Source organism: Streptomyces sp. NPDC093544, from assembly GCF_040683495.1.
Lineage (GTDB): Bacteria > Actinomycetota > Actinomycetes > Streptomycetales > Streptomycetaceae > Streptomyces.
This window is the reverse complement of sequence record NZ_JBFBEA010000014.1, coordinates 27,741-40,966: the sequence shown is the minus strand read 5'-3', so window position 1 is coordinate 40,966 and position 13,226 is coordinate 27,741. Positions and strand designations below refer to the sequence as shown.

The window sequence follows — 13,226 nt, the reverse complement described above, 5'->3', positions numbered from 1 at the left end:
GCAGCTCCCTCGGTGCGGCTCTCATGACGGCTCCTGTACGGGTACGGGGGCGTCGGAGGGAAGCAGGATCTCGGCGCGCAGTTCCTGCCAGAAGTCCGCGGGCACCGGAGTCGCGAACTGTTCGACGCAGTCCCGCACTTCGTGCGCTGAGCGGGCGCCGACGAGGACACTCGCCACCGCCGGGTGGGCGGCCGGGAAGGCCAGGGCCGCGGCGCGCAGGGTCGTGCCGTGCCGTGCGGCGATCGTCTTCAGCCGCAGGGCGCGGTCCAGCAACTCGGCCGGAGCGGTGGCGTAGTTGTACGTCGCTCCCGGTTTCGGGTCGGCGAGCAGGCCGGAGTTGAAGGCGCCGCCGATGACGACCGACGTGCCGCGCTCCTGGGCGGCAGGCAGCAGGTCGGTGAGCGCCCGGTGGTCGAGCAGGGTGTACCGGCCGGCGCACAGGACCACGTCGACATCCGTGTCGCGTACGAAGCGGGTCAGCATCTCGGTCTGGTTCATGCCGGCGCCGATCGCGCCCAACACACCTTCCGCGCGCAGCTTCTCCAGGGCCGGGTAGGCCTCGCGGAAGGCCTGCTCGGCGTGGTCGTCCGGGTCGTGGAGATAGACGGCGTCCACGTGGTCGAGGCCGAGCCGTTCGAGGCTGGCGTCCAGGCTCCGCCGTACGCCGTCCGCGCTGAAGTCCCAGACGCGATGGTGCGTGGCGGGCACGGCGAACCCGTTGTCCAGGTCGTCGCCGCCCGCGTCCGCGTCCGTGGGCTCCAGGCGGCGGCCCACTTTGGTGGAGACGGTGTACTCGGAGCGCGGCCGGTCACGCAGGGCCGCGCCGAGGCGTCGCTCGGCGAGGCCGATGCCGTAGTGCGGGGCCGTGTCGAAGTAGCGGATGCCACCCGCCCAGGCGGCGTCCACGGCCTCCTGCGCCTGCTCGTCGCTCACGGCGGTGAACAGGTTGCCGATGGCGGCGGCGCCGAAGGCCAGGGGGCTGACCTCGACGCCGCTCCTGCCGAGCGTGCTCACTGGGCCGCCGGGCGCAGCCGCAGTCCCTGCATACCGCCGTCAACGGCGAGTGACGTGCCGGTGGTGGCGCCGGACAGCGGGCTCGCCAAGTAGGCGATGGCGCCCGCGACTTCGGCTGCCGAGACGAGGCGGCCGGAGGGCTGGCGGGCCTCCAGAGCGGCGCGTTCGGCGGCGGGGTCGGGGGCCGCGTCGAGGAGGCGGCCGACCCACGGGGTGTCCGCCGTACCGGGGTTGACGCAGTTGACGCGGACGCCTTCGCGGAGGTGGTCGGCGGCCATCGCGAGGGTGAGGGAGAGGACGGCGCCCTTGGTGGCGGAGTACAGGGCGCGCTGTGGGAGTCCCGCGGTGGCGGCGATGGAGCAGGTGTTCACGATCGCCGCGTGCTCGGAGGCCCGCAGGTGGGGCAGGGCCGCGCGGGTCGTACGGACGATGCCGACGACGTTGACGTCCAGGACCCGGTGCCACTGCTCGTCGTCGTTGTCCTCGACGGTGCCCGCGGCGCCGATGCCCGCGTTGTTGATCAGTATGTCGAGTCCGCCCAGCTCGGCGACGGCGGCGGCCACGGCCTCGCGTACGGACGCGTCGACGGAGACGTCGGCGCGGTAGCCGAGGAGCGGCTTCTCTACGGACGACGGGTCCAGGTCGAGGACGGCGACCTGGGCGCCACGGGCGGCGAGGAGGTCGGCGGCGGCCCGGCCGATTCCGGAGGCGCCGCCTGTGACCAGTGCCTTGAGGCCTTCGAAGTCGGTCATGCCGCTGCTCCCTTCGGGTCGGTGAGTGACTGCTCGGCGAGATCGGCGGCCCAGAAGGTGCCGTCAGGGAAGGTGAACTCCGCGATGGACTCGGGCCGCATGGTGGCCGAGAAGCCGGGTGCGGCGGGTGCCACGTAGTGACCCTCGCGTATCACCACCGGGTCGAGGAAGTGATCGTGCAGATGGTCGACGTACTCGATGACCCGGTCCTCGGTGGTGCCGGAGAGGGCCACGAAGTCGAACATCGAGAGGTGCTGGACGAGTTCGCACAGGCCGACGCCGCCCGCGTGCGGGCAGACCGGTACGCCGAACTTGGCGGCGAGCAGCAGGATGGCGAGGTTCTCGTTGACACCGCCCACGCGGGCCGCGTCGATCTGGAGGACGTCGATGGCGCCGGCCTGCAGGAGCTGCTTGAAGATGATGCGGTTCTGGACGTGCTCGCCGGTGGCGACCTTGACCGGTGCCACCGCCTTGCGGATGGCGGCGTGGCCGAGGACGTCGTCGGGGCTGGTGGGCTCCTCGATCCAATAGGGCTCGAACTCGGTGAGGGCCTTCGTCCAGGCGATGGCCTCGTCGACGTTCCAGCGCTGGTTGGCGTCGACCGCGATGCGGATGTCCGGGCCGACCACGGAACGGGCGACTCGGCAGCGGCGTATGTCGTCCGCCAGGTCGGCGCCGACCTTCAGCTTGATCTGGGTGAAGCCGTCGGCGACGGCCTGGGCGGCGAGACGGGTGAGCTTCTCGTCGCTGTAGCCGAGCCAGCCGGGTGAGGTGGTGTAGGCGGGGAAGCCGCGTTCGACGAGCCGGGCCTGGCGGTCCTTGGCGCCTTGCCTGCCGCGCCGCAGCAGGTCGAGCGCCTCGTCGGGGGTGAGCGCGTCCGTGATGTAGCGGAAGTCGACCTGCCGTACCAGCCACTCGGGCTCGGCGTCGGCGAGCAGTTGCCACAGCGGCTTGCCCGCGCGTTTGGCCACCAGATCCCATACGGCGTTGACGACGGCGCCGATCGCCATGTGCATCACGCCCTTCTCGGGACCGAGCCAGCGCAGCTGGCTGTCGCCGATCAGGTCGCGGCCCAGCGAGCCCGGGTCGGCGCACAGCTCGTCGACGGACCGTCCGACCACATGCCCTCGCAGCGCGTCGATCGCGGCGACCTGGACATCGTTGCCCCGCCCGATGGTGAAGGTGAAACCGTGCCCCTCGATGCCGTCGGCCGCGTCGGTGCGCAGGACGATGTACGCCGCCGAGTAGTCGGGGTCCGGGTTCATCGCGTCGGAGCCGTCGAGCTCGCGCGAGGTGGGGAAGCGGATGTCGTAGGTGTCGACCGCGGTGACGCGGGCGGGGATCGGGGACACGGAAGGCCTTTCGATCGGTGGCAGGGGGTCCTCGGTGACCGTGGGGGGCCGAGGCGTCAGTCCTGGGCGCGGCCGGTGGTCACGCGGGCGATCATCAGGGCGACCAGGATGATTCCGCCGTAGATGGCCTGGATCCAGAAGGACGGCACCTGCGCGAGCGTGAGCAAATTCTGTACAACGCCGAGGAGCAGGACGCCGGTCAGAGCACCGAACATGGTGCCCTTGCCGCCGTCGAGGCTGATGCCGCCGATGACCGCGGCCGCCATCACCGTGAAGATCATGTTGTTGCCCTGGTTGGCGCTGATCGCGCCGACGTAGCCGGTCTGCATGATGCCGCCGACGGAGGCGAGGACACCCGCGACGACGGACACCCCGAGGACCACCCGGTCGACGCGGATCCCGGCCGCGCGGGCCGCCTCCGCGTTGCCGCCGATCGCGTACAGGGCGCGGCCGATCCGGTGGTACTTGAGGACCAGCCCGGCGATGCCGAAGGCGACCGCGGCCAGCCACACCGACAGCGGGACGCGCAGGAAGGTGGTGGTGGCCAGCGAGAAGAACGCGTCGGGCATGCCGAACAGGGTCTTGCCCTTGGTGGCGCCGACCAGCAGTCCGCGCAGCACGATCAGCATCGCGAGGGTGACGATGAAGGCGTTGAGCTTGAACTTCACCACGAGAATGCCGTTGAAGGCGCCGATGACGCCGCCCGCGACGAGGACCGCGAGGAGGCCGACCGCGGCCGGCCATTCCGTGCCCCAGCCGGACGCCGCGGCGGGCAGGACAAGGAGCGCGCCGACGGCGGGCGCGATGCCGACCACCGACTCCAAGGACAGATCGATCTTTCCGGTGATCAGCACCAGTGCCTCGGCGAGGACGACCATCGCGAGTGCCGCCGAGGCGCCCAGGATGGAGATCAGGTTCCGCTCGGTGAGGAACGAGTCGTTGACGATCGCGCCGAGCACCAGAAGCACCAACAAGGCTGGTACGAGGGCGAGTTCACGTGCCCGTCGGAGCAGCACGGTCTTGGTGGTGGCGCGCGGGCGGGGGGCTCGTACGGAGGTGGGTGTCGAGGCCGACGGGGCCTTCGTGTCAGCCATGGTCCACTCCTTCTATGGAGGCGATCAGCTCGTGGTCGTGCCAGCCCGCCGGATGCTCGGCGACGACGCGGCCGTGGAAGAGGACGAGGACGCGGTCGCAGCGCCTCAGGTCGTCGAGTTCGTCGGAGACGACGAGCACGGCGGTGCCGTCCTCGCGGGCGCTGTCCATACGGGACAGCAGGGACTCCTTGGACTTCACGTCGACGCCCGCGGTCGGGTTGACGAGAACGAGAAGGCGGGGGTCGGAGGCGAGGGCGCGGGCCATGACGACCTTCTGCGCGTTGCCTCCGGAGAGGTCGGAGACGGGCTGCTCGGGGCCCTCGGTGTGGATGTCGAGGCGTTCGATCAGCTCGGTGGCGAAGCCGCGTTTGCGGTCGGTGCCGATGAACCCGTAGCGGCCGAGGCGGTTCAGGACGGTCATGGTGGCGTTGTCGCCGATGGTCATCCCGGAGACGAGGCCCTGGTCGTGCCGGTCGCGCGGGACGAAGCCGACGCCCGCCTTGAGCGTGGCCTGTACATCACCGAACGGAAGCCGCTCGCCGTCGAGTTGAACGGTGCCGCCGGTCGGCGTGTGCAGTCCGGCGAACGACTCGGCCAGCTCGATCTTGCCGCTGCCGCTGGAGCCGGCGAGGCCGACGACCTCGCCACGGCGGACGGTCAGATCGACGTTCTCGTACGAGTCCGAGGTGAGTGCCTTGGCGTCGAGAACGACCGGCGCCTCGTGGTCCACTTCCCTGATCTCCACGGCCTGTTCGGCGATCGACTCCCCCGCCATGGCCTCCACCAGCGCCGCGCGCGGCAGTTCCGCGACCGGCGCGGTGATGATCCAGCGGGCGTCGCGCAGCACCGTGACCGTCTGGCACACCTCGTACACCTCCTGGAGGTGGTGCGAGATGAACAGGAAGGTGACGCCGGAGTCCTGGAGTGCGCGCATGCGGGTGAAGAGCCGCTCGATCTCCCGGTTGTCGAGCTGCGCGGTCGGTTCGTCCAGGACGATGAAGCGGGCGCCGAAGCTCAACGCCCGTGCGATCTCCACCATTTGGCGGTCCTCGACCTTGAGGTCGGCGGTCCGCACGTCCGGGTCGACGTGCACGTCCCAGGTCTCCAGGACCTCCGCGGCCTCGGACTTCAGCCTGCGCCAGTTGATGAGGCCGCCGCGCCCGGTCGGCTGCCGGTTGATGAAGAGGTTCTCGGCGACCGTCAACTCCGGTACGACGGTGGGCTTCTGGTAGACGCAGGCCACCTTGCGGCGCCAGGCGTCGCGGTCGGTGAGCGGGGGCGCCGGTTCGCCGTCGAAGCGGACCGTGCCCTCGTCGGGAGCCTGGAGGCCGGTGAGGATGGTGACGAGGGTCGACTTGCCCGCGCCGTTGCGGCCGACGAGGGCATGCGACTCACCGGGGAGCACGGTGAGTTGGCCGTCTTGGAGGGCGACGGTGGGGCCGTACCTCTTGGCCACCCCCCGTGCCTCCACCAGTGGTGTACTCATCAGACCGTGTTGCCCCAGAGCGAGGCGTCGTCCACGTTGTCCTTGGTCACCAGCGGCGCGGGCAGCTGGTCCTCAAGGATGCCGCTGGGCAGCTTGACGATCGTGGAGTCGTGGTCCGTCGGGCCCGGCTTGAACGTCTTCCCCTGCATCGCCGCCTTGATGTAGTACATGCCGTACTTGGCGTACAGGTCGGCGGGCTGCGAGACGGTGGCGTCTATCTCGCCCTTGCGGATGGCGTCGTACTCCTGCGGGATGCCATCGTTCGAGACGATGGTGATGTGGCCCGCCTGGCCGACCGTCTTCAGCAGTCCCTTGGACTTGAGGGTCTGCAGGGTGGGCGCGAGGTAGACGCCGCCCGCCTGCATGTAGATGCCCTTGATGTCGGGGTTGGCGTTCAGCAGGGTGTCCAGCTGGGAGGCCGCGGTGTCGGACTCCCACTTCGCCGGGATCTCCAGGACCGAAAGCTTCGGGTACTTCTCCTTCACACAGGCGCGGAAGGCCTCCGAGCGATCACGCCCGTTGACCGACGCCAGGTCGCCCATGATCTGCACGACCTTGCCGGACTTGACCTGCTCCCCGAGGTACTCGCAGGCCTTCTCGCCGTACGCCACGTTGTTGGCGCGTACGACCATGGCGACCTTGCCCTTCTCGGGCGCCACGTCGACGGCGACCACAGGGACGCCCTTGCGCTCCGCCTGGTCCAGGCCCGCGGCGATCGCGGCGCTGTCCAGGGGGGCCACGACGATGCCCTTCACGCCCTGGTTGAGCTGGTTGTTGATGTCGGTGATCTGCTGCGACGGGTCGCTGTTGGAGTTGACGGTCTTGAGCGCGTCCACGCCCTCGGACTTCGCCATCTTCGGCACGTAGTCGTTGTACGACTGCCAGAACGGCGAGGTCAGCAGGGGCAGGATCACCCCGACCTTGCCGGTGCCGTCGCCTCCTCCGTCGCCGGAGGCGACATCGTCCTTGGTGCTTCCGCAAGCCGCGAGCACGAGGGTGGCGCACGCGGCCGCAGCCGCCACACGCACCGCTCGCGACGATATTCGCCTGTTCCGCACAGTACTGCCGGCCATCTGACGGCTCCTCATTGAGCGAGATCGAGCAGGACGCGTGGCCGGAGAGTCCCTCTTCCGGCCGCCGCGACGAATATTTATCAGACCACTTCGGGGTCACAACACCCCTTGGAGTCAAATTTTCCTTGTTTTCGGCCGTAGTGGTCCGACCACTTGCCTGGTTAGACTGCGGCGCACCCGGCAACAGGAGGTAGACGCGTGGACGAGCCCGCCCCGCAGAAGGGCACCGTGACGCAGCGCGCCATCGAGCGGATCAAGGCGATGATCGGCGAGGGCCGGCTGGAGCCGGGAGAGCGACTGCCGACCGAGCGCGATCTGGCCGCCCAGCTGGGGATGTCCCGCAGCTCGATGCGCGAGGCGATCCGCGCGCTCACCGTCCTCGGGGTGCTGGAGGCACGGCACGGATCGGGCATCTACGTCACGCAGCTGGAGGCCGGGGATCTCCTGGAGACCTTCGGGGTCGTGGCCGATCTGTCGCGCGGCCCGCGCCTGGTCGAGCTGCTGGAGATCCGCCGGATCCTGGAGTCGACGGCGACCGCGCTGGCCGCCGCGCGGATCACCACGGACCAGCTCGCCGACGTGGAGAAACACCTCGCGGCGATGAACGCGACGGACGACCCGGAGGAGATCCTCTCGCACGACCTCGCCTTCCACCGCGCCATCGCCGGCGCGGCCGGGAACGAGACGATGGCGGCCATCCTGGAGGGCCTCTCCTCCCGCACCTTCCGCGCCCGGGTCTGGCGCGGCTACCAGGAGGAGGGCGCCTTCGAGCGCACCCGGCGCGAGCACGCGGCGATTCACCGGGCCCTCGTCGCGCACGACCCGGAGGCGGCCAGGGCGGCCGCCGCCGCACACGTGGGTGAGGTCGAACAGTGGCTGCGGTCCCAGCTCACGTCAGAGCCGGAACCGCCCACGTCGGGCGAGTCGCGATGAGCACGGGCCACATCGGCTGAACCGCGCTCAGCACGGCCCGCTCGGAGCGAGCCGCGATCGACGCGCCCACACCGACTGAGCCACCCACACCACGGCCCACACCGGACGAACCGCGATCACCACGCCCCACACCGGGCGAACCGCGATCACCACCGCCCACGCCCGGCCGAACCGCGACCACCGCGGCCCACAGCAGGCGAACCCCGACCACCGCGGCCCACACCGACTGAGCCACCCACACCACGGCCCACACCGGACGACGCGATCACCACGCCCCACACCGGGCGAACCACGATCACCACCGCCCACGCCCGGCCGAACCGCGACCACCGCGGCCCACACCAGGCGAACCCCGACCACCACCGCCACGCCGGCTGAACCGCGACCACCGCGGCCTCACCGGGCCAATCCGCGATCACCACGGCCCGCCCCGGACGCCGGGAGCTCCTCAGGCTCGCGTCAGCCGTAGCGTCACCAGCTCGAAGGCGCGCAGACGCAAGGTGATCCGATCGCCGTCCAGCTCAGGCACGGCGACGTCCGCCAGTGGCCGTTCCAGCAGGTCGGTCACCGTGACGCCGGCCGCCTCGAAGCCTGTCGTCAGCGTGGCGCGCGTACGAGCGCCGCGTGATTCGTGGAAGCGGACGATGACGTCACCGCTGCCGTCGTCGGCCAGCTTGAGCGCCGTCACGACGACGGCGTCCTGGTCGACGGTCACCAGCGGCGCGACCTCCTGGGAGCCGGTCACCCGCCGCTCCGGCAGGTTGATCCGCCATCCCTCGCGCACCGCGTCCCCGATCCCCGCGCCCGCCACCAGCGCGTGCCGGAAGCGGTGCACGCCCTGGTCCGTCTCGGGGTCGGGGAAGCGCGGGGCGCGGAGCAGCGAGACGCGCACGGTGGTGGTCGTACCGGAGTCGGTGTCGCGGACGTGCCGGGTCACGTCGTGCCCGTACGTCGAGTCGTTGACGAGTGCGACGCCCCACCCCGGTTCCTCGATGTGCACGAACCGGTGGTTGCACGCCTCGAACTTGGCCGCCTCCCAGCTCGTGTTGGTGTGCGTGGGCCGGTAGAAGTGCCCGAACTGGGTCTCCGACGCATACCTTTCGGCGTGCACGTCGAGCGGGAAGGCGAGCTTCAGGAACTTCTCGGTCTCGTGCCAGTCGACCTCGGTGTCGATGCCGAGGCGCCGCTCCCCCGGCGCGAGGATCAGCACCTGGGTGACCCGCGACACGCCGAAGGACCGGACGATCCGGACCGACACGCCGTCCGCGCCGGGCACGACCTCGTCGGCGTCGACCAGGTCCGTGACCGTGTTGCGGTAGAACTCGTCGACGTCCCAGGCATCCCACATGTTCGGGAAGTCGGGATGCACCTGGAGCAGGTTCGCGGCCTGACCCGGCGCGACCGTCTCCCGGTCGGCTTCGATGTCGTACACCGATACGACGAGCCCCCGGGCGTCGATACCGACCCGCAGCAGCCCGTTGTCGAGGACGAACCCGCCGTTGACGCGGGCCGCGAGTGCGGTGCTTCCGACGATGGCCGGGGTCCGCGCGCCGCCCGCGGGGACGCCGTCGCGGTGGTGCGGCGCCGAGTTGAAGACGAGGTCCGCCGAGCCCTCGCCGGCCAGGGCGCGCTGGGCCGCGTCGATGATGCCGTTCAGCTCGGCGGCGAGACGCTCGTAGGTGGCGCGCGCCTCCCGGTGCACCCAGGCGATGGAGGAGCCGGGCAGGATGTCGTGAAACTGGTGGAGCAGCACCGTCTTCCAGATGCGGTCCAACTCCTCGTACGGATAGGGGAATCCGGTCCGTACGGCCGCGGTCGCCGCCCACAGTTCGGCCTCGCGCAGGAGGTGCTCGCTGCGCCGGTTGCCCTGCTTGGTCTTGGCCTGACTGGTGAGCGTGGCGCGGTGGAGTTCGAGGTACAACTCGCCGACCCACACGGGGGCGTTGGGGTACTCGGCCTCCGCCTTCTCGAAGAACTCCCCGGGCGTCTCCCACACCACCGTCGCGGAGCCTTCGAGGTCCTTCAGCCGCGCCGCCTTCGCGATCATCTCCCGCGTCGTGCCGCCGCCTCCGTCACCCCAGCCGGTGGGGGCGAGGGAGTGCCGGGCGACGCCCTTGTCCTTGAAGTTGCTCGCCGCGTGGGCGATCTCGCTGCCCTTCATGGAGCAGTTGTAGGTGTCGACGGGCGGGAAGTGCGTGAAGATGCGGGTGCCGTCGATGCCCTCCCACTGGAAGGTGTGGTGCGGGAACTTGTTGGTCTGCGACCACGAGATCTTCTGTGTCAGCAGCCACTTGGAGCCGGCCGCCTTGATGATCTGCGGCAGTCCGGCGGCGAAGCCGAAGGTGTCGGGCAGCCAGGCCTCGTCGTTCTCGATGCCGAACTCATCGAGGAAGAACCGCTTCCCGTGCACGAACTGACGGGCCATCGCCTCCGAGCCCGGCATGTTCGTGTCCGACTCGACCCACATGCCGCCCGCGGGCACGAACCGCCCGTCGGCCACGGCCTTCTTCACCTTCGCCCACACCTCGGGCCGGTGCTCCTTCACCCAGGCCCACTGCTGGGCCTGCGACATGGCGAAGACGAAGTCCGGCTCGTCCTCGATGAGCGCGGTCATGTTGGAGGTCGTCCGGGCCACCTTGCGGACCGTCTCGCGCAGCGGCCACAGCCACGCCGAGTCGATGTGCGCGTGCCCGACCGCGCTGATCCGGTGCGCGGAGGGCACGGCGGGCTCGGCCAGCACCCCCGCCAGCAGTGAACGCGCCGCTTCCGCCGTGCCGTTGACGTCCTGGAGGTCGACGGCGTCGAGCGCCCGCTCCACCGCCCGCAGGATGTCCCAGCGCCGCGCGGACTCCACCGGCAGCTCGGCCATCAGCTCACCGAGCACCTCCAGGTCGAGGACGAGCTGCCACACGGTCTCGTCGAAGACGGCCAGGTCCATCCGCTCCAGCTTGTACTGCGGTTCACTGCCCGCCGTCTCCTTGTCACCCAACTGCGTGGGCAGGAAGGGGTGGTAGTCGAGGATGACCGGGTTGGAGGCGGCCTCGATGTGCAGCCGGACCTCCTCGCCGCCCTCGACAGGGGCGCCGATCCGAACCCACTGGTTGCGCGGGTTGAGACCCTTCACCGGAGTCCCGTCGGGCCGGTAGACGAGCCCCTCGCACTGGAAGCCGGGCATGTTCTCGTCGAAGCCGAGGTCCAACAGTGCCTCGACGGTCCGGCCGGCCCACGCCGCCGGGACGGTCCCGGTGACGCGGAACCAGCTGGTGCCCCACGGAACACCCCAGCGCGCGCCCACCTCGATCGGCTCCGTGGTGGCCGCGAGTCCTTCGGCCACCGGCACCGGCTCGTCGGGCGCGTGCCACACCGTGACCTCGAGCGGTACGGACTCGGGGTACACGGCGGGACGTAGGCGCTCGTCGAGAACGCGCTTGAGACGGGCTTCGACCAGGGTGCGGTCGTCATGCATGAGAGTGCTCCGTGGGGTGAGGGATGGTGCCTTCTACCAGGTGTGGGTGGTCGTGGCGGCGGGCGAGACGGTGAACAGCTCCCCAACCGCGCGCAGTTCGAACCCTGCGGCGCTCTCCCCCTGCTCAGGGACGAGACCGCCGACGTAGAACGCGTGCTGGCAGGTGCCGCCGAGGAAGCGTCGGGTGCCGTCGGGGAGCGTCCGGTACAGCTCGTAGTGGCGTACGGGGCCGGGGGCGCCCTCCCAAGCGAAGCGCAGGCTGCCCGTGTCGGCGTCCGTGACGACCAGGCCGGTGGGCGCGGCGGGGGTCACCACCTCGTCCCGCACAGCGAGCCCGCCCAGCCGCCAGCGCACCGGACCACTGGTGGCGGTGAGCCGGACGCCCAGGGCCCGTATCTCCCCCGACAGTCCCGTCAACCGCACGGTCGAGGTCCCCCAGCCATCACCCGTGCTCACGGGGAAGTACGTGTACGGGGGCGCCCCTCCCGCCGTGTCCGGCTCGGCGGTGGCGACGGCCAGCTCGACCTGCACGCTTCCGGAGTCGGCGCGGTGGGTCAGCTCGACCACCGTGTCCGCGCCGAGCGACAGCTCTGTCGAGTAGAGGTCAAGCGTGGTCGGCGCATCCAGGGCGCCGTCGACAAGGACACTGCTGCCGCCGCGCCAGGCATCCGCGAAGTCGAAGGTGACGGCGGGGCGTTGGCCCGTGGTCCGCACGACCCAGCGGCGGGACGGCAGCCGGTCCTGGAGACCGAGGTGGTTCCAGGCCGCGTCCGAGATCGCCGCACCGTCCTCGTACCACTTCAGTCCGTGGCCCGTGTTGAAGGCGCTCGCGAAGGGGACGGAGCTGACGGTCGAGCGGTCGGCGACGGAGACGGCCGGGGCGCGCCACGTGGCCGTCAGGTTGGGCTTGGAGGGGTCGAGGGTGGCGCCGGTCCAGAACAGGTCGTCGGAGGCGTGGAAATCGCCGGGGGTACGGCTCGCGGGCAGATGGTTGCGGGTCCACTCGGGCCGGTAGAAGCCGATGGAGGTGACATGGGCCGCGGTGGTCGGCACGATCGCGTTCCAGTTGACGGACTTGCTCGTGCCACTGGCCTCCACATCGACGCCCGTCCACAACTCGTAGCGGTTGCGCCCGAGTTGCTGCGCCAGCGTCCCCGAGGAGGCCAGGCTGGTCGCCGACCAGCGGAAGTCGATGAACATGGAGTCGGCGGACTGGAAGAACGTCTGGTTCTGGCTGTTCAGCGCGCCCTGCCAGCTCACCGAACCGCCGACGGTCATCGAGTCGTACCAGGTGACGCGCTGGCCCTTCGCCGTGCCCAGCGCCTTGAGTTCCTTCAGGAAGCCGAGCATGTCGGTGGCGAGCGCGGCGTTGCCGCCGCTCGTCTCGGCGTTCACGAACCAGCCGTCGAAGCCGTACGCCTCGGCGACCGCGACGAGTTGGGCGGCGAGCGGGTAGTGCCCGGTGGCGTCCTTCTGCACCAGGTCGCGGGTCCACTGGAGCTGTCCCCCGTAGGCGACGGGCGGCAGGAAGACGTTGCCGAGGACGGGCACGCCGTGGCGGTGGGCCGCGTCGACGACGGGTGCGTTCGGGGCGAGGATCAGGCCCTCGCCCGACGAGCCGCCCCAGAAGATGAGTTCGTCGACGTACGCCCAGTGGGTGAGCGCGTAGTAGTCGGCGGTGGCCGCGCCCTGCGAGGGGTTGCTCGCCGTGGGGCCGAAGGAGACGAGGGACTGGATACGGGCCTGCCCGCTGCGGGCGGTCGTGTTCGCCGGGGTCGGCGTGAACCGTGCGGCGAGCGGCACGGACGCGCTGTTGAACGCCAGGTCGGCGTCGCTCGCGGCGCTCCAGGATTTGAGGCTGCGCCAGGTGATACCGGTGCCCGGGGTGCCGGAGGGCAGCGAGTCGGGGTACCAGTAGGAGGCGTACGGCTGAAGGTCGCCGGTGGCGGCGACGGCCGTACCGGAGAGGCCGGGGACGAGTCCGGCGGCGGCGCCGGCTCCGGCAAGCAGAACGGTGCGTCTGCTGAGGTTCACTGCGTGCTCCGTATGGTCGTGG

Annotated in this window: 9 protein-coding genes; 1 reads left to right on the top strand and 8 read right to left on the bottom strand. The window is 70.5% G+C overall.

The annotated features are described in order from the left end of the window. Positions 1 to 21: 21 nt before the first annotated feature. From AB0N66_RS22055 to AB0N66_RS22030, 6 genes are read right to left on the bottom strand one after another with little or no spacing between them, the layout of a single operon-like run. Positions 22 to 1,014 (bottom strand): aldo/keto reductase, encoded by a 993-nt coding sequence (locus AB0N66_RS22055; protein WP_365437643.1) that lies wholly within the window; start codon positions 1,012 to 1,014, stop codon positions 22 to 24. Then, positions 1,011 to 1,766, bottom strand: coding sequence for an SDR family oxidoreductase (locus tag AB0N66_RS22050; RefSeq protein ID WP_365437640.1), 756 nt, complete (start codon positions 1,764 to 1,766; stop codon positions 1,011 to 1,013). The genes AB0N66_RS22055 and AB0N66_RS22050 overlap by 4 nt, the downstream gene beginning before the upstream one ends. Further along, on the bottom strand, positions 1,763 to 3,118 hold the full coding sequence (locus AB0N66_RS22045) for an L-fuconate dehydratase (RefSeq protein WP_365437637.1): 1,356 nt from the start codon (positions 3,116 to 3,118) through the stop codon (positions 1,763 to 1,765). The genes AB0N66_RS22050 and AB0N66_RS22045 overlap by 4 nt, the downstream gene beginning before the upstream one ends. Before the next feature lie 56 nt (positions 3,119 to 3,174). Beyond that, the gene (locus tag AB0N66_RS22040) at positions 3,175 to 4,212 is read right to left on the bottom strand and encodes an ABC transporter permease (protein ID WP_365437634.1); all 1,038 of its coding nucleotides are present in this window, start codon (positions 4,210 to 4,212) and stop codon (positions 3,175 to 3,177) included. Continuing rightward, a complete protein-coding gene (locus AB0N66_RS22035; protein ID WP_365437631.1) occupies positions 4,205 to 5,698 on the bottom strand; it encodes a sugar ABC transporter ATP-binding protein in 1,494 nt (497 codons plus the stop codon). The genes AB0N66_RS22040 and AB0N66_RS22035 overlap by 8 nt, the downstream gene beginning before the upstream one ends. Next, a complete protein-coding gene (locus AB0N66_RS22030) occupies positions 5,698 to 6,771 on the bottom strand; it encodes a sugar ABC transporter substrate-binding protein (RefSeq protein ID WP_365437628.1) in 1,074 nt (357 codons plus the stop codon). Before AB0N66_RS22030 ends, AB0N66_RS22035 begins: the two co-directional genes overlap by 1 nt. 198 nt (positions 6,772 to 6,969) lie before the next feature. Here AB0N66_RS22030 and AB0N66_RS22025 point away from each other — a divergent pair, with 198 nt between their 5' ends. After that, a complete protein-coding gene (locus AB0N66_RS22025; RefSeq protein ID WP_365437625.1) occupies positions 6,970 to 7,704 on the top strand; it encodes a FadR/GntR family transcriptional regulator in 735 nt (244 codons plus the stop codon). A gap of 448 nt (positions 7,705 to 8,152) precedes the next feature. Here AB0N66_RS22025 and AB0N66_RS22020 read toward each other — a convergent pair whose 3' ends face one another. Together AB0N66_RS22020 and AB0N66_RS22015 are read right to left on the bottom strand one after the other, a co-directional pair. Then, the gene (locus tag AB0N66_RS22020; protein WP_365437622.1) at positions 8,153 to 11,170 is read right to left on the bottom strand and encodes a glycoside hydrolase family 38 C-terminal domain-containing protein; all 3,018 of its coding nucleotides are present in this window, start codon (positions 11,168 to 11,170) and stop codon (positions 8,153 to 8,155) included. 33 nt (positions 11,171 to 11,203) lie between these two features. Then, positions 11,204 to 13,204 carry an endo-beta-N-acetylglucosaminidase gene (locus AB0N66_RS22015; protein WP_365437619.1) on the bottom strand — a complete coding sequence of 667 codons (2,001 nt, stop codon included), beginning with the start codon at positions 13,202 to 13,204 and terminating at the stop codon, positions 11,204 to 11,206. Positions 13,205 to 13,226: the final 22 nt, after the last annotated feature.